Source organism: Pseudomonas sp. PDM03 (assembly GCF_014852385.1).
GTDB classification, from domain to species: domain Bacteria; phylum Pseudomonadota; class Gammaproteobacteria; order Pseudomonadales; family Pseudomonadaceae; genus Aquipseudomonas; species Aquipseudomonas migulae.
This window is the reverse complement of sequence record NZ_JACVBM010000001.1, coordinates 246,619-265,651: the sequence shown is the minus strand read 5'-3', so window position 1 is coordinate 265,651 and position 19,033 is coordinate 246,619. Positions and strand designations below refer to the sequence as shown.

The following is a 19,033-nucleotide window of genomic DNA, read 5'->3' as shown; positions in this document are numbered from 1 at the left end:
GGACAGGAACGACTGGAGCTAACCCCTCAATGTCTGGATAATGGCCATATGCCTCCACCCGCATAGCCCATCGATAAGGACATCCATTCAGTGAAGCTGCCGTCCCCCATTTTGCTCCTCGCTTGCGCTCTGCTCCTGCCCACCGTCGCCCAAGCCAGCGACGCAGCATTGACCGAAACGCTCAAGGCCCTCACCCGCTGCGACGCCAACTTCTTCGCCAGCCTGAACACACACCGCGATGCCTGGGGCGCGATTGCGCCTATTGAACAGCGAAAAGATGCGGCGTGGATAGCCGTCAAAAACCGTGGCAGCAACCCGGAAAATTCGGTGCCTCTGCGCGGTACGCCGATTGTTGCCGGTATGAAACTGCTGTCCTATGTCGACGAGAGCAGCGACCTCGGCCAACTGGGTCACTACTATTTCTGGGGCTTCATTGTTGAAGGCGGCGTAGACGAAGTGGCCAGGCGCCTCGCGCCGCTGATGGAACAACCGGGGCAACTGCAGAATATTGGCTCGTCTTATGTGCGCAGTGAACTCAAGGTCGGTGACCAATGGCGACTCATCCAGCCGCAGCCAGGCACGGCGCCGGGTAGCAAGCGTGTGGAACGCATCTTGATTGTCGAGGCGGAAGGCAAACAGGGCACTCAGTCGCGGGTCAATTGTTCCCTGCAAGGCGCCGTTGACGGTGCGATGCTCGCCCAACTGCGCCCGGACATCACGTCGGCTGATTATCCTCAGCCACAACCGGATACGAGCATTGCCGGCGTCGCCGTACCGGAGGACGTGCTCAAGCGCCTCGACTCGCCGCTGCTCAAACCGAAATTCAAAACGTTGAGCTACACCTACGCCACCCGAACCGGCGATGCGATCAAGGATCGTCCGGTGACGGTTGAGTACACCGCAGACGGCGCTTTGCTGAAGAAGAATGAGATCTATAACGAAGCCTTCCACGTCGAGCGTCTCACCCAGGCGGGCCTGATTCAGCTGAAGTCGAAGATGAACGGCATAGGCGATGGACGTGTGTTGCTCACCCGCGAACTTGAGGTCAAGGCCCCGACGAGCTGGAGCCCCGGCGAGACGTTGAGCGCTCGTCTGGTCATGGAAGAAGTGCCTGCTCGGCCAAGCGACAAACCCATGAAGCAGTCGACGACTTGCACCGTGGGTCAGCGCTTTCCTGCCCGGCAAGTATTCACCTCGCTGACAGGTGACGCCATCGCGCTGGAGTGCGACCAGGGCACCAGTAAAACTTCCGCCGCCTTTATCGAGGATTTGGGGGTTTCCCTGACACTGGAGTCGACGTCGAAAAATACGAAGAGCGTTTACACGTTCACAGCAGTGAATGTTGTGCGTTGAGCAGTCATCGAGACTGAACTGTCTGCCAGACCCGGCCAGGACAAACAGCATTATTTTTTGCGCAACAATAGGATCTATTGATGAGAAAAATCTTCCTTCCGTTTGTTATCGCACTGCTGTGCCTGCACGGTTGTGCGGAAATGCCCGCGTACTCCAACGTCGATCCCGCCACGGCGGATGACGAGTCGCGTTATACCGTGGTCGAGACAGATACTTATGCGGGCAGGGCCCAGCGTCACTTCGCCGATCTTCAGCCGGACCTGAACATCATAAGGATCAACGACAACAAAGTCGGCAACATCCCCTTCTCTACGTACTACTACAAGAACGACTCCCCGCAGCGCGCGGTGTTGAAGCCTGGCACCTACACCATCCAATTGGAATACCAGTTGCCCCGCCACTTCCTGTTTGCGGACCTGAAGTTCGAGGGCAAAGCTGGCCAGAAAATAATGGCGCGCTCAAGGTATGTGGGCCTCAATCGGCTTGAAGTGTGGCTGGAGGATGCAGTCACTGGCGAGGTAGTGAGCACCCGCGTGCACTGACGGCCCACGTCCGTAGCACCAGCGTCGCTGCCCAGAAAATCGTTCAGCGGGTGTTTCGTTGTCTAGTGTTTTTCGAGGGCGGCTATTTTCTCCTGCTCTCGCGATTGCTTGACTCGTAGAGTGTTGAAAGAAGAGATTTGCAAAAAATATTCGTCATTTACATGTACTTTCCAGCAGCAAAGGACGCTTGATGAGAACCCCGCTACTCGCCCTTACCCTCGCAGCTCTATTGAGCGCATGCGCCATCCCTTACGAAACCCCGGAAGCCCGCGCCAATATTGAACGCGATCTGAAGCTCAGAGCAGACGAAATCGTCACTATCACCGAAACCAACTGGTGTTTATCTGCCTATGGTGATTTGCAAGTGTGCAGACCCAAGCAAGGCCTGGGTGTGCTGACCAAGAGCAAGCTAGTACTGGCCTTCTATAAGGGCGGCATCTACCAGCAAGCTGAAGTCATCAACGCCAGCGATGTGCAGTGTGCCCACCTGCAAAGTGGCAGAGCCGCAGCCGATACCTTCTACCTATTCAGTGAACGTTGGGCCGCCATGCTGGCGCCAATTACCGTGGGAGGAGCCTTGGCCCTCGACAAGAAAGCCCAGTTCCTGAGCGTGCTAGTGCCGCCAAACACTGAGAGCTTCACGGCTGCGCAAGGAAGTTTTATTCAGGTCACCGATCGCAAAAACTACTCGGCTGTGGCGGTTCCAGGTACCAAAACCTATGTAGGATCCAGTGAGAGTATTTACCAGATTTTTAATCCGTGTACGCAGGGAAAGAATCGCTCAGCCGGATCCTAAGTCCTGACCTGACCTTTCGAGTGAAACAGTCCCTGCAGCAATTGCATCGACCGGTTGAATCCACAGCCAAAAGCGGTCGTTCGCTGTAGTACGGTTTTTGGAAGGCTCAGTCTCACCAACAACCCCGCGAATGCGGGGTTTTCTGTCGCTGGTTCCCCGATCAGAACTGTCCCGCATCCAGCAGGAACAACGACTCGCTGCCGGCCTTCACCGATGCGCTCAACGAGTGAATACGCGGCAGCAGACGGGCGAAATAGAACCGCGCCGTGCCCAACTTGCTCGCGTAGAAATTGTCCTGGGTTTCTTTGCCCAAGGCGGCCTTGGTCATCAACGCCCACATGTAGGCATAGGCCACGTAGCCAAACACCTGCAGGTATTCGACCGAAGCCGCGCCGATTTCATTCGGGTTGTTTTTCGCCCGATCCAGCAACCACGCCGTCAGTTCGTCGAGGGTGGTCACGGCATCGTTCAGCGGCTTGGTGAACTCGTCCAGCTCAGCGCTGGCCGTCGCGGTGAAGTGACGAATCTCGTCGGCGAACAAATTGTAGAACGCCCCGCCGCTGCCAACGATCTTGCGCCCGACAAGGTCCAGTGCCTGGATGCCGTTGGTGCCTTCGTAGATCTGAGTGATGCGCACGTCGCGAACCAGTTGCTCCTGGCCCCACTCACGGATGTAACCGTGGCCGCCGAAAACCTGCTGTCCGTGAATGGTGGTTTCCAGACCGAGGTCAGTCAGGAACGCCTTGGCTACCGGGGTCAGCAGCGCCACCAGGTCTTCCGCGCGTTTGCGGGTGGTCGCGTCTTCACTGAACTTGGCGGTGTCCAGTTGCATGGCCACGTAAGTCGAGAAGGCACGGCCGCCTTCGTTCGAGGCTTTCATGGTCAGCAGCATGCGACGCACGTCCGGGTGGACGATGATCGGGTCGGCCACTTTGTCCTTGTTCTGCGCGCCGGTCGGCGAACGGCTTTGCAGGCGATCGCGGGCGTATTCAACGGCATTCTGGTAAGAACGTTCGCCAGAGGCCAGGCCCTGGATACCGACGCCCAGACGCTCGTAGTTCATCATGGTGAACATCGCCGCCAGGCCTTTGTTCGGCTCGCCAACCAGGTAACCCACGGCTTCGTCGAAGTTCATCACGCAAGTCGCGGAGGCCTGAATGCCCATCTTGTGTTCGATCGAACCGCAGGTCGCCGGGTTACGTGCACCCAGGCTGCCATCAGCATTGACCATGAACTTCGGCACCAGGAACAGCGAAATGCCTTTCGGCCCCGCCGGTGCATCCGGCAGTTTGGCGAGTACCAGGTGGATGATGTTCTCGGTCAGGTCGTGCTCACCGCCGGTGATGAAAATCTTGGTGCCGCTGACTTTGTAGGAACCGTCCGCCTGCGGCTCGGCCTTGGTGCGAATGATCCCCAGGTCGGTGCCGGCGTGGGCCTCGGTCAGGCACATGGAACCGGTCCAGGTGCCGGCGTACATGTTCGGCAGGTACGCGGCTTTCAGCTCGTCGCTGGCGTGGGCGTTGATCGACAAGCAGGCGCCGGCCGTCAGCATCGGGTACAGACCGAACGACAGGCTCGCGGAGTTGACCATTTCTTCGACCTGGGCCGAAACCGCCTTGGGCATGCCCATACCGCCGTAGGTCGGATCGCCACCGACACCGACCCAACCGCCTTCGGCATACGTCTGATAGGCCTGTGGGAAACCTGCCGGCGTGGTGACGGCACCGTCCGCCCAATGGCAACCTTCTTCGTCCGCCGCGCGGCTCAGCGGCGCGATGCTTTTACTGGTGACTTTACCGGCTTCTTCAAGAATGGCTTCGACCGTTTCCGCATCGACGGTCTCGGCCAGCGCAGGCAATTCGGCCCAGAGTTTGGCGACCTCGAACACTTCATTGAGGACGAAGCGCATATCGCGCAGGGGCGCTTTGTAATCAGCCATGATTGGATCTACTCACTTTCTGCAACAGGAAATGGGACAACGCCGGGATCAGCACCAAAGCACCGACCATGTTCCAGATGAACATGAAGGTCAGCAGGATGCCCATGTCGGCCTGGAACTTGATTGGCGACCAGGCCCAGGTGATCACGCCGGCAGCCAGGGTAATGCCGACCAGCGCCACCACCTTGCCGGTGAATGCCACGGCATTGCGATAAGCCTCGGTCAACGACAACCCGGCGCGTTGCTGGGCCAATTGCACGCTCAGCAGGTACAACGCGTAGTCCACGCCAATGCCGACACCGAGGGCGATCACCGGCAATGTCGCGACTTTCACGCCCATGCCCAACCAGACCATCAGCGCTTCGCAGAGGATCGACGTCAGCATCAGCGGCACTACCGCGACCACCACCGCCCGCCAGCTGCGGAAGGTGATGAAGCACAGCACGATCACCGCGCCATACACATAAAACAACATGGTGCGGTTGGCCTCGCGCACGACGATGTTGGTCGCCGCTTCGATCCCGGCACTGCCGGCCGCCAACATGAACTGACGCTCGCCATTGCTGTGTTCACGGGCGAAGCTTTCAGCCACTCGCACCACGCGATCCAGGGTTTCGGCCTTGTGGTCCGCCAGATACGCGATGATCGGCATCATCGAGCAGTCGTTGTTGAACAGGTCCGGATTGCTCACAGATGCCTGCTGTGCGCCGTAATTGAGCACATCCTGATTACGCGCGATGGTCAGCATCTTCGGGTTGCCTTCATAGGAACCCGCGGTGATCTGCCGTACCGCGTTCACCAGCGACACCGTGGTCTGCACGCCCGGTTGTTGCTGCAACAACCAACCCAGGCGATCGGCTTCTACCAGGCTTTCATATTTCAGACAGCCTTCGCTGGGTGTCTTGAGCATCACCGCGAACTGATCGCTGGACAGCGAATAGTTGGCGGTGATGTAGGCGTTGTCGCGGTTGTAGCGCGAATCGGCACGCAGCTCGGGCGCACCGGGGTCCAGATCACCGACCTTCAACTGGGTGCTGACCATGAAGCCGCCCACCGCCAGTAGCCCCGCCACACTGACGGCGATGGTCGCCCAGCGGCGCTCGGTGAATTTGTCGAGAAAACACCACAGCGCGCCCATGCCGCTGCCTCGCAGCTCCTTTTTTTCCGCGCGCAAGCTGCGCTCGGCAGCCTTTCGACTGACACCCCAATACGACAGCAGCACCGGCAGCAGCACCAGGTTGGTGAAAATCAACACGGCAACGCCAATGCTGGCGGTGACCGCCAGGTCCTGGATCACCGGAATGTCGATCAGCATCAATACCGCGAACCCCACGGCGTCGGCCAGCAATGCGGTGAGGCCGGCGAGAAACAGCCGGCGAAAGGTATAACGCGCGGCGATCAACTGATGGGTGCCGCGTCCGACGTCCTGCATGATACCGTTCATCTTTTGCGCGCCATGGGATACGCCAATGGCAAACACCAGGAACGGCACCAGAATCGAAAACGGGTCCAGCGCGAAGCCAAACAGGGCCACCAATCCCAGCTGCCAGATCACTGCGATCACCGAACACAGGATGACCAACGCCGTGCTGCGCACACACCGGGTGAAGTAGAAGATAATCGCCGTGGCTATCAGCGCGGCGGCGCCGAAATACAGCATCACCTGCATCAACCCATCGATCAGGTCGCCCACCAGTTTGGCGAAGCCGATCACGCGAATCTTGATCGGGCCCTTGCCCTCCTCGCTCGCCACCCGTACGACCCCATCGAACTCGTACTTTTCACGCAGCTTCTCTTCGATGGTTCTGGAGAATTGGTGATAGTCGATGGCCTGGCCGGTGACCGGGTCTTTCTCCAGCAGCGGCACGAACACCATGCTCGACTTGAAGTTGTTGCCGATCAGGCTGCCGACAATGCCAGAGCGGGCAATGTTCTGGCGCAACTGCTGAACACTTTGCACGGAGCCGTCATAGGAGTCGGGCATTACCGGGCCACCCTGGAAGCCCTGTTCGGTGACTTCGGTCCAGCGCACTGCCGGCGTCCACAGCGATTTCATCCAGGCACGGTCGACGCCCGGAGTGACGAAGAGCTCATCGTTGATCTCTTTCAGCGCGTTCAGATAATGCGGGTCGAAGATATCGCCATCAGTGCTCTCCACCACGACCCGCACCGCATTGCCCAACCCCCGTAAGGCCGGGCGATTTTCCAGATAATTCTTGATGAAGGGCTGGCTCTGCGGGAGCATTTTTTCGAAGCTGGCGTTGAGTGTCAGTCGCGTAGTTGCCAGGTAGCTCAGCGCTATCGTCACCATCAGGCAAGCCAGCACCACCCACAGGCGATTGTTGAAGATCAGCCGTTCGAGGCCATTACCAGAGCAGGCATCGAAACCCTTGAGTTCGCGGATGACCGGCATTGTTTCGAGTTCGTAGTGACCCATGATGTTGTTCTCTATGTAATGCCGGGCTCAGTCGAGGGCCAGTCGCCGCAGGCCCTGGGTACCCGCGAGTACCAACGCACCATCGGACGTCACTTGCGCAGCGGCTACCGGGGACGTCACGGTGTTCTGTCGGGGATGAAAACTGGCACCGTCGTCGGTGCTGACCAGCACATGACCGGCCTGGCTGACGAGTACGATCCGGCCGTCGGCGGCCACGGAACTGGCGGTGATACTGAGGGGAAGAGCGAGTTCGACCTTGCTCCAGCTCGCGCCATCATCGGTGCTGCGAAAGACGTTACCGCGCAAGCCGAAAACCAGCGCCGCACCCGGCTTACCGGTAATGCCGAAAAAGCTGCCGTTATAAGGCGTCGGCATGGCATTGAATCGGCCGCTGGCACGGTCCAGCTTCAGCACCAGGCCCTGCTCCCCAGCGATATACAGTTCATTGCCTACGGGGCGCAATGCATAGAGATTCAACGCCGAGGGGTTGTCGGTACGCTCCAGCAGCGGCGTCCAGTCAAGGCCCCCATTGTCTGTGCGAAAAATCAGATTGAACGCGCCGACGATGTAGCCAACCCGGGCATTCTCGAACCAGACATCCAGAAAGGCCTTGTCGGCGCCCTCGTCGAGCATTCGCTGCGCATCACTGACACGCTGTTGCAGATCGGCATCGTCCGGCTGCTCGGCGAGTCGGGGTTGATAGTGGTCGAGTAGCAGCTGCCCGATCCGACGCCCGTCCAGTTGCCGGCTCCAGGTCTGCCCGGCGTCGCGGCTGTGCAGGACCACACCGTCGTGTCCGACGGCCCAGCCCGACTGCGGCGTGGGAAAGGTGACTGCAACCAGGTCGGAACTGACCGGAACCTGTGCCTGCTTCCAGTGTTCGCCTGCATCATCGGAGTAAAGGATATGACCGCGCTGGCCGACGGCGATCAACCGCTCACCGGCCTGGGTCAGCCCGGTGTAGGTCGAATGCATGGCGTATTCACTTTGCAGCGCGGGGGTGTCGAGCACATCGGCAAACCCGCCGGCAATTACCGGGCGGGTAAACGGCACTGCCAGCGCTGATGCGAGCGCGGCGAGCAGGGTCCATTTGATCATTGTCATTATTGTGATCTCGGGTGCACGTCACAGACCTCTGCAGGCGCGGGCAAGTCGTATCGCCGCCCGCTCCTGCACGATCGTGGGTTTAACGGATGCCGGTGCCGGCCAGGGACTCGGCCGACCACTGCGCCTTGGACAGCGGGTCGATGTATTTGAGGCCGCCGTAAGGCCCGTAGAAACCATTCATGTTGTAGGCACCGGAAACCAGGTCATAGAGCATGTGGTTGATGGTGTCCGGGGCCTGCACGTCGTAGCTGTAGGTCAGGTGCGAGAAGCCGCCACGGTAGAGCTGGCCACGAGCGTCATACGCGTCGGACGCCAGGGCAATCCAGCTGTCCTCGTCGAGGTAGAAGGTACGTTTGCTGTAGATGTGACGCTTGCCCGGCTTGAGCGTGGCTTCGACCACCCACACCCGATGCAGCTCCCAACGCAGCAGGTCCGGGTTGACGTGGTTGGCGGTCGTCACATCGCGCGCGTCCTTGTGATAGCTCAGCTTGTAGGTGTTGTACGGCACGTAGAGTTCTTTCTTGCCCACCAATTTGAAGTCGTAACGGTCCATCGCGCCGTTGAACAAGAACGCATCGTCGTAGGTTGCCGCACCGACTGTGCCCGGGTTTGGCGTGTCGTAGGCCAGGTCCGGCGCCAGTTTCACCCGACGTTGCCCCGGCAGGTACTGCCAGGCGCGACGGGGCTGTTTCAGCGGGTTGACCGAGTCCATGAGCAACAGTGCTTCACCGGCACGCCGGGCCGGGCCTGTGTAAGTCAGCTTGATCTTGTAGAAGGACTCATCGGCAGCGACAGCCCCCACAGCCCGGGACGGAGCATAGAGCGGGTACTCGATATTGAACACGCCCGTGGAGCTCAAGGATGCGGTGCCAGACGAGTCGACGTTCCACGAATCGTACTTGTTGGTCATGGCCACGCCCTGATAGCGCAGCAAATGGTTCCACATCGCTTCGTTGCCATCCGCCGGAATCGGGAAAGGTACGCCCGGCAGTACGTTTTCCAGCGACAAGCCACCATCGGTGGTCTTGGCGGTCACGGCATTTTTCGCGGTGTTCTCGAGAACCGTCCTGGGCAGCGCGACGCTACGGTGAGTCGGGTACACGTCGAGGCGATAGCTGGGGTAACGCGTGAGCAATGCCTGGGTTGTCGCGGTGAGTTTGTCTTTCTGTTCGGCGAGGTTCTTGGCAGTGATCACCAGACGCGGTTTTTCATCGCCAAACGGATCAGGACGGAACGAATCGCCATTTTTGAAATTGGCCGGGACTGTGGTCAGGCCACCGGTGTAGGCCGGAATGCTGCCATCGGCATTGGCGGCTTTGTCCGCGCCGACGGCGGTCAGCGTAGTGCCCAGTTTCGCGGCCTGGTCGGCGTTGACGGCCGCGTGCGCGGAGCCTGCAACGGCCAGGGTCAGGGCTGGAGCCAGTAGTGATTTGAGAAGGTTCATAGAGTGTCTCCTGTTAACGCACAACTCGAATATCAGAGGGTGGTTTTGAAGGTGAAAGTGACCATGCCGCGATCCTTGAGCTGGGCCGGGGTACCCGCAAAGGCTGTGGTCTGGCCGGGAACGCAGTTGTACTGGCCGTTGGCGCCGGGTGCAGCGCCATCGCCCTGTGCCGCGGCGTTGCCGGCAGAGCCGCAGGTGTCGAAGTCGCCGAAGTTATCGACGTATTTGAGGTCGAAGCGGTACTGGCTGTGCACGTCCATGCCAACGCCCACCGAATAGCTGCCAGTGCCTTTGTTACCGCCCATTTGCACGGCGGACTGGCCTGAGAGGCCGACGTTGTAACTGACCGGCAGCGATAGATCGACGCCGGGGAATACCTGGTACCAGGTCGGGTTGAAGTTCATGCCAAGGATGAAGTTGTCCTTGGTGACCTTGTCGACGCCGTGGTACCAATCCTCGCCCTTGAACAGTTGCTTGTTCTCGGTCACGTCCAGCCAGCGGCTGTAGCCGAGTTCAACCAGCAAGGTCGAGGAGTCCCACAGCGGGGTGTCGCCAAAGGTGGTCAATCCGTTGAGCACCGCGTGTACGGTGTTGCCACGTGCCACGCCGTTCTGGCCATCGAAGCTTTCAATGAAACCGGGCGCGTTCGCTGCGCCCAAGGCCGGGTTGACGGTGGCCGGAACGCTGGACAGCGCCATGTTGTGGCGATAACTCAAATCGAAACCGACACTCACACCGGCGACGTTTTTAGCAAGGCTCAAGCCATAGACATCGATGTCATCGACGTAGAACTGGTTGTAGCTGCCGGCATTGCCCGAGGCCAACTGCGCCGGGCCGACCGCCACCGGTTGCAGCACCAGGTTGGGCAGGATGTCGGAGGTCTTGCGGTAGTAGAGACCCAGGGTGCCGTCCAGCCACGCCGGACTCCACTTGGCCATGAGACCGAAGTCACCGCGCTTGTCAGGGGTATGGGTGTGGCCATTGGTCAGGCGTAGAAACTCATTGGCCCCCAAGGGCCCTGGCGTGCCGAAACGGGGATTGCGTGCAGCGATCAGCGACAGGTTGTGCCCGCCGTTCTGGATACCGTCGTTGAAACCCAGGTACGTGCCTGACTCCGGCAGTCGTGCAGCATCCCAATCAAGGAAGTATTGCGCCGCCAGGGTCAACTCCGAGTTGACTGTGAAGCTGGTGGACAATTGATTGCGCGGGATGAACAGCTCTTTGGCTTCAGTCCCTGGCACCGCAAGCGCCTTGGACAAGTCCAGTCCGGACTGGCCATAACTGTTGCCGTGGGCGAAGGCCAGCACGCTTTCCCCCCAATACAAGGTGTGCTGGCCCGCCTTGCCGCTCAACAGCGATTCGTCACCGAACTCGGTGCTGCCGAAAACAAAGGCATCAAGGATTTCCGAGGACGGGCCATTGTAATAACGCTCGGCATAGCCACTCAGATGATGGGAGTCTGGCCTGCCATTGTTCAGCTGGTTGGTCGATGGGTTGAAGCTGCCGACGTCGTCATAGGCATGGTCGTACCAGCTGTTGGCACTGACCCGAAACCCCAGCTGTTTTTTGTAGACCACGTCCAGTTCCGACAACACATCGAGGCGCTGCGAAACCGGGCTGCCGGAGGAAAAATTACGGTTGCCGTCGTTGTTGTTCCACGCGTTGGCCAGCTTGCTGTTCGGCGCTTCCACCCGCTGGGCGTAGTTGAACTTGAAGGTGTTGTCGAAACGAACCGAAACGTCCTCATTGCCCGTATCGAACTCGAACGCCTGCACGGGCGTGATCCCCAACCCGGCGAGAACCGCCGATGCCAGCAGCCCGCGTCGCAGATTGGAGTGGCAGATCTTATTGTTGTTATTCATCTAGCGTGCTCGCCTTACTGTGGATTCGCGAAAAGTCATTCAGGAAAAACGCCCGTCAGCCAAACGCCCTGCTCTTAGGGAGCGCAGGCCGGATCGGTCGAGAATGTTGTATCGCGAGCAGTGAGGGAGACGCCGGTCAATTGGGCCAAATCATCGGTCAGCACAGCGCGCAGGCGACCAAACCCACGCCGCGCCTTGTATTGACTGATGAATGGGCGCTATTGACCGGTCTGCACGGAACAGGGCCTGTAGAACAAATGTCGAGCGGTCCGCTTGCGCCGACCAGAACCCTTGACCTGAAAAACAGACCTCATGAAAAAGACCCTTTCTGTTCTGCTTTTACCTTCGTTGCTGGCCAGCCTGATCAGCCAATCCGCCGTGGCCGCCGTTGAACCGAAATCGGCCGAGCCCGCCACCGTGATGGCCAATGACGCGACACGCCAGATGCTGAAAAATATGAACAGCCGGAGCGAGGCCGACATTCATCGCGGTTTCATCGCCAGCATCCCGGATGCCGAAACGCTGACGGCGGACGGCAAGGTGATTTATAGCCTCAAGGGTTATGAATTCCTCAAACCGGCAGAAGGGCCAAACACCGTCAATCCCAGCCTGTGGCTACAGGCACGCAAGAACATGGCCAACGGTTTGTACAAGGTCACGGAAGGTTTCTATCAGGTGCGCGGCATCGACTTGACCAACATGACCATCATCGAAGGCAAGACCGGACTGATCATCATCGACCCCTTGATGACCGCTGAAACTGCGCGTACCGCACTCAATCTCTACTATGCGCATCGTCCGAAGAAACCGGTGCTGGCGGTGATCTACAACCACAGCCATGTCGATCATTACGGCGGCGTCAAAGGCATCGTCGATGAAGCCGACGTCAAGGCCGGCAAGGTACAAATCATCGCACCCGCGGGATTCATGGAGCACGCGATTGCCGAAAACGTCATGGCCGGCAACGCCATGAGTCGGCGCACCGAATACCAGTTCGGTACCACCCTGCCCCGTGGCGATCGCGGTCAACTGGATCTGGGTGGCGCAAAGGCGTTACCCAATGGCACCATCACGCTGATCCCGCCCACCCGGGAAATCACCAAGCCGATCGATACGTTGGAAATCGATGGCGTGGAAATCATCAACATGCTCACACCGGGCACCGAAGCGCCGGCGGAGATGGTTCACTACTTTCCACAACATAAAGTGCTCGACACCGGTGAGCTGGCCATTCAGGCGCAACACCAGTTGCTGACCCTGCGCGGTGCGGAAATCCGCGACAGCCAGGCTTGGGCCAAATACCTCAACGATGCACTTCAGCGCTTTGGCGCCGATACCGACATCCTCGTGGGCCAACACACCTGGCCGGTGTTCGGCAAGGAACAGGTCAACACCTACCTGAGCAAGCAACGTGACCTTTATAAATGGATGCATGACCAGTCACTACGCCTGGTGAACAAGGGCTACAAACCCGTGGAGATCGGCGAGTTCATGCGCCAGAACGTGCCATCCAGTCTGGCCAGCGAGTGGTTTGCCCGTGGTTATTACGGGTCGGTGCAGCGCAACGCCAAGGCGGTGTATCAGCAATACATGGGCTGGTACGATGCCAACCCGGCCAATCTGGATGCCTTGAGCAATATCGATTACGGGCGCAAGTTCGTCGATTACGCCGGCGGTGCCGACGCCTTGCTGGCCCGGGCACGCACAGATTTTCAAGCTGGCGAATATCGCTGGGTGTCCCAGGCCATGAACCATCTGGTGAATGCCGAACCCACCAATCAACCCGCACTGGAGCTGTTTGCCGATGCCCTGGAGCAGCTCGGCTACCAGGCCGAATCGGCGGTAGAACGCAACAGCTACCTGACCGGCGCTCAGGAGTTGCGCAGCGGCGGGAAAAAAGTGCCGTCACCGTTGCGTACCGCCAGCCCGGACACCATTCGCGCGTTATCCATCGAAAACATTTTCGACTTGCTCGGGGTTCGTCTCAACGGGCCGAAGGCCGAGGGCAAGCACATCGTCATGAACTGGAATTTCACGGACAGCGGCAAGCAATACGCGCTCAACCTGGAGAACTCGGCGTTGACCTACTCTGCCGGTCAGGTGGCACCCAATCCGGACGCTAACTTGACACTCGATCGCGACACGTTGAATGCGATCATGAGCCAGCAACTGACACCGCAGCAGGCCCTGCAAGGTGGGCAATTGAAAATCGAAGGTAATACCCAGGCCTTCGCCACCCTGCTGGGTCTCATGGACACGTTCTCGCCGAATTTCGAAGTTGTGCTGCCCAATCCGCCGGCACAATAATCGCCGTCGACAAAACGAAAGCCTCGCCGAACAGAGTTCCGGCGAGGCTTTTTTTGCGATGGGCTCAGCCCTGCTGCCGGTAATCCGTCGGGGACAACCCGGTCCAGCGCTTGAAGGCGCGGGTAAAATTGCTGGTATCACTGAAGCCCAGCAGGAAGGTGATCTCCGTGACGGGACGCGAGGCCTGGCTCAAGTAGCTGCAGGCCAGTTCCTTGCGTGTGTCATCGAGCAATTGCTGGAAACTCGTCCCGCGCTGGGACAGCTTGAGCTGAAGCTTGGTCGGGCTCATGCACAACGCGCTGGCCACCTTGTCCCGCGTGCAATCGCCATCCGGGAGAAATTCGATGATCTTCTGCGTGACGCCGGTGATGACATCGTTTTTGTCCAGCCGCGCCAGGTAGCTGATGATGATGTTGTCGTTGACTTGTGCCAGTTCCGGGCACGAACCACTCAATTGGCGCACCATATCGGCCTTGTCGAAAACCAGCAGCCCGTAGTCCTGACTGAAGACCACCGATGAGCGAAAAAGCGTCTCGTAAGGCTCGGCACCTTCGTGCGGCATGGGCCGGCGCATTTCAACGCGCAAGGGGTTGAATGCCTGCGTGTCAATCAGGCGCATCGTGCGCACCAGAAAGCCGAAAAATGCGTCTTCGGTCTCACTGCTCAGAGGCACCCGATGCTCGAAGCGCAATGACACCTCATCGGTGCTCTCGCTGACGCTGACAGTAGCCACCTGAGAGGCCAAGCGGAAATAACGCTCCAGACGTCGGCAAAAATCCATCAAGGTTCCACTGGCCGCCAAGGCATAGCCCAATGCATGGAGGTGGGTCAGATGCAGATGCCTGGACACGACCAGCCCGAAATACGGGTTATTGGTCACATCCACGCAGGCCTGGAACAGGCGCGTCATGGTCGCGGCAGGCAGGCGAATCATCGGGTCGGCGGACAGTCCCTGGGGAATGCCTACAGACGCAAGGATACGTTTGCTGTCTACCCCACTGGCCTCCAGCGCCCTAGCGATGGCGACCGTGTAGCTGCCAATGGTGGTGGGCTGCTGCGCTTCGTCGCTCGCGGCCGGTGCATCGCCGGGCCTTTGTGTCGTCGAACCTGACATGGGATTGCCTGCTGAAAATGCGATTGTCGATACTCGCTCCGGCCTGCTTGCCGGTCAATCTCCGGACTGTGCCTTGTGCCGGATGTGCCGATGCTTGGCGCGATCGTCACCTGCGCCGTTGACCGTCGAATTCGTTCTATAGACCGGTGGCGAAGCGGTCTTCTCCTGACAATGCAGTGAAGTTGTGCATCGGATAAAGAGAAGAACGCATGAACGAGAACACGGTATTCGATTACATCGTAGTTGGCGCAGGCGCTGCCGGCTGCGTCGTCGCCAGTCGCTTGTCGGAAGATCCGGACATTCGCGTCTGCTTGCTCGAAGCGGGCGGCCCTGATACTCACCCGTTGGTGCACATGCCGGCGGGGATCGCCGCCATGGTGCCGACGTCGATCAATAACTGGCAGTACCAGACCGTGCCCCAGGCCGGCTTGAACGGCCGGGTCGGCTATCAGCCCAGGGGCAAGACGCTGGGAGGCAGTTCATCGATCAATGCCATGGCCTATCACCGTGGCCATCCTGAGGATTTCGATCGTTGGGCGGCACTGGGCAATCCTGGCTGGAGTTATCAAGACGTACTGCCGCTGTTCAAGCGCGCCGAGCACAACGAGCATTTCACCGACCCCCTGCATGGCCAGAATGGACCGCTCAACGTGCGCTTTCATACCTCCCCCAATCCGTTCGGCGAAGTGTTTGTCGAGGCCGGCCTGCAGGCAGGCTATCGCGCATGCCCCGACCAGAATGGCGCGACCATGGAAGGATTCGGGCGCGTGCAGGTGATGCAGAAGGATGGCCAACGTTGCAGCGCAGCAAGGGCCTACCTGACACCCCATAAGGGTCGGAAGAACCTGCGCATCGAAACTCACGCCCACGCAACCCGGATCATTTTCGAGGGCAAGCGTGCGACGGGCATTGAGTTCCTGCAGAACGGCGTAAAACGTTCATTGCGTGCCCGCCATGAGGTGATTGTAAGTTCCGGTGCCTTCAACTCTGCGCAGCTGTTGCTGTTGTCAGGAATCGGTCCCAAGGACGATCTGTTGAAACTGGATATCCCGGTGCTCCACGACTTGCCGGGTGTCGGGCAAAACCTTGTGGACCATATCGATTACGTGCATTCCTTCCGAGTCAAATCCCGTCGCCTGATGGGCCTTTCGTTTGCCGGATTGTGGGACATGGCCAAAGCCGCCATCCGCTACTGGCGGCGGCGCAGCGGCCCGCTGACCAGCAACTTTGCCGAGGCGTGCGCCTTCATCAAGACCTCACCGGAACTGCCTCAAGCCGACATCGAGTTGGCGCTGACCATCGCCATGTTCGCCAATCACGGTCGCACCTTGTATAGCGGCCATGGTTTGAGCGTGCATGCGTGCCTGCTGCACCCCAAAAGCATCGGGCGCCTGACGCTCGCCAGCGCCGACCCGTTGGACCCGCCCCTGATCGACCCGGCATTCCTGACGCATCCCGACGACATCAAGACGTTGGTCAAAGGTTTCCGTGTCATCCAGCAGGTCATGGCCACCCCGGCCTTCCGGGCCTTCAATCCCAGGGATGTCATTGAAATGCCCATGGACACCGATGAGCAGATCGAACAGGTTCTGCGCAATCGCTCCGACACGCTCTATCACCCGGTGGGCACGTGCAAAATGGGTACAGATGACATGGCCGTGGTGGACCCGCGTTTGAAAGTCTACGGTGTGGAAGGATTGCGTGTAGTGGACGCGTCCATCATGCCGACCATCATTGGCTGCAGCACCACCGCGGCCACGGTGATGATCGGTGAGAAAGCCTCGGACTTGATCGCTGAAGATCGTCGCGGTGGCGCCGCCCTGCGAGCACCGAAAGATCAGGATGCCAATCTGTCTCGTCACCTTGCATAAAAAACAGCAGGCTCGTGCGCGAGCCTGCCTTTCAATTCTTCAGAATCAACGCCACTGGGCCATCTTCACGCAAGGCGTGGCAGCTGTTGATCAAACCAGTGGCGGCTTTGTCAAAAGCCCCGGCATCCGCCGTCGTGCGTGGCGCCACTGTTGCCCGCGCCATCGGGATGGTTTGAAACGCGGTGGTGGCGATTGGCAACAACAGCTCCGTCAAATGTACGCAACCACCGACACCGCCAAACAGCTCCTTGATACGGCGCGAAAATCCCGGACCAATCCGCTCGCCGATCAATGACTGATAGGCCTGCACAGCACCGCGACATTCGCTGGTAGGGACATGGGGCATGGACACCTGCACTTCTTGCACGATGAAGTCATCGTCCAGGGTCAGACGGATCAACATGCCATGATATGTCTCACCCGCCGACACTACTCGCCCCTGGACCAGCGTCATCGGATGAGACTTGCTGTCATCAAGCCGGCCTTCGATATCCCACAACCCGTCGGCTCGCAAGAATCCTTTGCAGATCACCGTGCGCCGATGGATCAACCGTCGGCCCCACTCATCGATATCACCGTTCACAGGCCTGCCTCCGGGTTGCGAATCACTCGATTCAAGGTTTCAACAAAGCCTTCATCACCCGTCGAAACAGCCTGCCATAAGGCGGTCGCAGCAGGCCCATGACGTCCACGTAGGGGGGGGTGTAGATGGCGCGCTGCAAGCTGAACGCCTTGAAACCATCACCGCCGCGATAGCGCCCGAACCCTGAGTTTCCGCAGCCACCGAAGGGCAGATCGCTCTGAAAAATATGCTGCATGACCTCATTGATACAGGCCCCGCCCGAGGACGTGCGCTCCAGTACCTTTTTCGACTCGGCACGGTCATTGCCGAAGTAGTACAACGCCAATGGCCTGGGCCGATCGTTTACATAGGCAATGGCTTCATCGGTGGATCGGTAGACACGGATCGGCAAAAGCGGTCCGAACAACTCTTCCTGCATTACCAGGGTGTCCTCGGGCGGTTCGACCAGTAATGTCGGCGCAATCTTGCGTACGTCGGTGAGGTGTTCCTGACGCGGATTGACTTCGATGCAACGCACACACTTGGCCCTGGCATCCGCCAGACAGGCTTGCAAGCGCTGGTACTGGCCGGGTGTGGCGATGGCGGTGTAGTCGGGGTTGTCGCGCAGGGTCGGGAACATCTTGCCCAGTTCCACTTGCATGCTGGTCAGCAGCCGCTCGAGGTCCGTTTCATGCACCAGCACGTAATCCGGGGCAATACAGGCCTGACCGGCATTGATGCCCTTCCCGCCCCAGATACGCCGTGCCGCATCGTCAAGGTCCGCGCCACGACCGATGATGGTCGGTGACTTGCCGCCCAGCTCCAGGGTCAGCGGTGTCAGGTTCTGTGCTGCGGCTGCCATTACCAGGCGCCCGACTCTAGGGCTGCCAGTGAAAATGATGTGGTCCAGTGGCAAGGCACTGAAGGCTGCGCCAACGTCGGCGCCCCCGACAAATGCCGCCACCTCGGTGTCATCAAAGTGTCGAGCCAGCAGTTCAATCAGCAGGGTTGCGGTGGCGGGCGTGAACTCCGACAGCGTGATCATCGCCCGATTGCCCGCCGCAAAGGCTTCGGCCAAAGGCGCGAGCGAAATGGCCAGCGGAAAATTCCATGGTGTCATGATGCCGATGCTGCCCAATGGCTGAAAATGGATTTCGGCCTTGGCGCCCATCCACCCGGCGCCCATTTCCGGGCTGCGCCGCTCAGGCTTCATCCAGCGCCGCACATGCTTGCGCGCATATTTGAGCCCGGCGACCGGCAACAACACGTCACTCATCAACGACTGATCGTGGGATCGCCATGAAAAGTCCGTAGCCAGCGCTGCACAAAATGCCTGTCGGTTGTCCAGTACCAGTGCAATGAGGCGATCGATTCGATCAATGCGCAGGGCTGCCGATGGCGGGCCTTCGGCAATGAACGCGGCTTGCTGGCGCGTCAGCACGTCCTGCATTCGGGCGATGGTCACATGGGTGTCGAGGTGTTCACTGCTGGCCATGAGGTTCCTTGAGTTCTGATGGTAATGCGCACCGATGGTGCGCAACGCCCTTGCGCCGTGCCTGTCATCTGAACCCTTTCTCCGGTCTTTGGCGAACGCTGCGTAATGACAGCTGTTGTGCAGCGCATTCAACGGACAAGCGCTTTCGTTGCAAGGACCTGCGTCAGTGCCGACGGTATTCCTAGTATCAGTTCATCCGCTACG

The 19,033-nt window shown here is 59.3% G+C and carries 13 protein-coding genes; 5 read left to right on the top strand and 8 right to left on the bottom strand.

All coding sequences use genetic code 11. The features are described from left to right. Positions 1–90: 90 nt before the first annotated feature. The 3 genes from IB254_RS01200 (at position 91) to IB254_RS01190 (ending at position 2,691) form a co-directional block, all read left to right on the top strand. Complete coding sequence (locus IB254_RS01200) at positions 91–1,353, top strand: hypothetical protein (RefSeq protein WP_192415921.1); 1,263 nt, start codon at positions 91–93, stop codon at positions 1,351–1,353. Positions 1,354–1,433: 80 nt separating this feature from the next. Continuing rightward, positions 1,434–1,895 carry a hypothetical protein gene (locus IB254_RS01195; protein WP_192415919.1) on the top strand — a complete coding sequence of 154 codons (462 nt, stop codon included), beginning with the start codon at positions 1,434–1,436 and terminating at the stop codon, positions 1,893–1,895. Between the two features lie 190 nt (positions 1,896–2,085). Next, the gene (locus IB254_RS01190) at positions 2,086–2,691 is read left to right on the top strand and encodes a hypothetical protein (RefSeq protein WP_192415917.1); all 606 of its coding nucleotides are present in this window, start codon (positions 2,086–2,088) and stop codon (positions 2,689–2,691) included. Between the two features lie 160 nt (positions 2,692–2,851). On the opposite strand, the gene IB254_RS01185 is transcribed toward IB254_RS01190, so the two are convergent. The 5 genes from IB254_RS01185 to IB254_RS01165 all read right to left on the bottom strand — a co-directional run bounded on the left by IB254_RS01185 (position 2,852) and on the right by IB254_RS01165 (position 11,480). Further along, complete coding sequence (locus IB254_RS01185) at positions 2,852–4,630, bottom strand: acyl-CoA dehydrogenase C-terminal domain-containing protein (RefSeq protein WP_192415915.1); 1,779 nt, start codon at positions 4,628–4,630, stop codon at positions 2,852–2,854. Next, on the bottom strand, positions 4,623–7,067 hold the full coding sequence (locus IB254_RS01180) for an efflux RND transporter permease subunit (RefSeq protein WP_192415913.1): 2,445 nt from the start codon (positions 7,065–7,067) through the stop codon (positions 4,623–4,625). Before IB254_RS01180 ends, IB254_RS01185 begins: the two co-directional genes overlap by 8 nt. Positions 7,068–7,094: 27 nt before the next feature. Beyond that, positions 7,095–8,171, bottom strand: a complete 1,077-nt coding sequence (locus tag IB254_RS01175; protein WP_192415910.1) for a WD40/YVTN/BNR-like repeat-containing protein — start codon at positions 8,169–8,171, stop codon at positions 7,095–7,097. 82 nt (positions 8,172–8,253) lie between these two features. Beyond that, positions 8,254–9,618 carry a DUF1329 domain-containing protein gene (locus tag IB254_RS01170; RefSeq protein ID WP_192415908.1) on the bottom strand — a complete coding sequence of 455 codons (1,365 nt, stop codon included), beginning with the start codon at positions 9,616–9,618 and terminating at the stop codon, positions 8,254–8,256. Positions 9,619–9,650: 32 nt separating this feature from the next. Further along, a complete protein-coding gene (locus IB254_RS01165; protein ID WP_192415906.1) occupies positions 9,651–11,480 on the bottom strand; it encodes a DUF1302 domain-containing protein in 1,830 nt (609 codons plus the stop codon). Between the two features lie 312 nt (positions 11,481–11,792). On the opposite strand from IB254_RS01165, the gene IB254_RS01160 reads away from it, so the two are divergent. After that, on the top strand, positions 11,793–13,787 hold the full coding sequence (locus IB254_RS01160; RefSeq protein ID WP_192415904.1) for an alkyl/aryl-sulfatase: 1,995 nt from the start codon (positions 11,793–11,795) through the stop codon (positions 13,785–13,787). A gap of 64 nt (positions 13,788–13,851) precedes the next feature. On the opposite strand, the gene IB254_RS01155 is transcribed toward IB254_RS01160, so the two are convergent. Continuing rightward, the gene (locus IB254_RS01155; protein WP_192415902.1) at positions 13,852–14,901 is read right to left on the bottom strand and encodes an AraC family transcriptional regulator; all 1,050 of its coding nucleotides are present in this window, start codon (positions 14,899–14,901) and stop codon (positions 13,852–13,854) included. Between the two features lie 209 nt (positions 14,902–15,110). On the opposite strand from IB254_RS01155, the gene IB254_RS01150 reads away from it, so the two are divergent. After that, positions 15,111–16,772 (top strand): GMC family oxidoreductase, encoded by a 1,662-nt coding sequence (locus tag IB254_RS01150; protein WP_192415900.1) that lies wholly within the window; start codon positions 15,111–15,113, stop codon positions 16,770–16,772. A 31-nt stretch (positions 16,773–16,803) separates the two neighbouring features. On the opposite strand, the gene IB254_RS01145 is transcribed toward IB254_RS01150, so the two are convergent. Together IB254_RS01145 and IB254_RS01140 are read right to left on the bottom strand one after the other, a co-directional pair. After that, entirely contained in the window at positions 16,804–17,355 is a 552-nt protein-coding gene (locus IB254_RS01145; RefSeq protein WP_192415898.1) for a DUF2889 domain-containing protein, read from the bottom strand. 31 nt (positions 17,356–17,386) lie between these two features. Beyond that, positions 17,387–18,829 carry a coniferyl aldehyde dehydrogenase gene (locus tag IB254_RS01140; RefSeq protein ID WP_192415896.1) on the bottom strand — a complete coding sequence of 481 codons (1,443 nt, stop codon included), beginning with the start codon at positions 18,827–18,829 and terminating at the stop codon, positions 17,387–17,389. Positions 18,830–19,033: the final 204 nt, after the last annotated feature.

What these genes read in the sequence shown, in the direction of transcription:
- IB254_RS01155 (WP_192415902.1), bottom strand. Translation starts at nt 14,901, where the DNA reads ATGTCAGGTTCGACGACACAAAGGCCCGGCGATGCACCGGCCGCGAGC.
- IB254_RS01170 (WP_192415908.1), bottom strand. Translation starts at nt 9,618, where the DNA reads ATGAACCTTCTCAAATCACTACTGGCTCCAGCCCTGACCCTGGCCGTT.
- IB254_RS01175 (WP_192415910.1), bottom strand. Translation starts at nt 8,171, where the DNA reads ATGACAATGATCAAATGGACCCTGCTCGCCGCGCTCGCATCAGCGCTG.
- IB254_RS01160 (WP_192415904.1), top strand. Translation starts at nt 11,793, where the DNA reads ATGAAAAAGACCCTTTCTGTTCTGCTTTTACCTTCGTTGCTGGCCAGC.
- IB254_RS01185 (WP_192415915.1), bottom strand. Translation starts at nt 4,630, where the DNA reads ATGGCTGATTACAAAGCGCCCCTGCGCGATATGCGCTTCGTCCTCAAT.
- IB254_RS01140 (WP_192415896.1), bottom strand. Translation starts at nt 18,829, where the DNA reads ATGGCCAGCAGTGAACACCTCGACACCCATGTGACCATCGCCCGAATG.
- IB254_RS01165 (WP_192415906.1), bottom strand. Translation starts at nt 11,480, where the DNA reads ATGAATAACAACAATAAGATCTGCCACTCCAATCTGCGACGCGGGCTG.
- IB254_RS01190 (WP_192415917.1), top strand. Translation starts at nt 2,086, where the DNA reads ATGAGAACCCCGCTACTCGCCCTTACCCTCGCAGCTCTATTGAGCGCA.
- IB254_RS01195 (WP_192415919.1), top strand. Translation starts at nt 1,434, where the DNA reads ATGAGAAAAATCTTCCTTCCGTTTGTTATCGCACTGCTGTGCCTGCAC.
- IB254_RS01180 (WP_192415913.1), bottom strand. Translation starts at nt 7,067, where the DNA reads ATGGGTCACTACGAACTCGAAACAATGCCGGTCATCCGCGAACTCAAG.
- IB254_RS01150 (WP_192415900.1), top strand. Translation starts at nt 15,111, where the DNA reads ATGAACGAGAACACGGTATTCGATTACATCGTAGTTGGCGCAGGCGCT.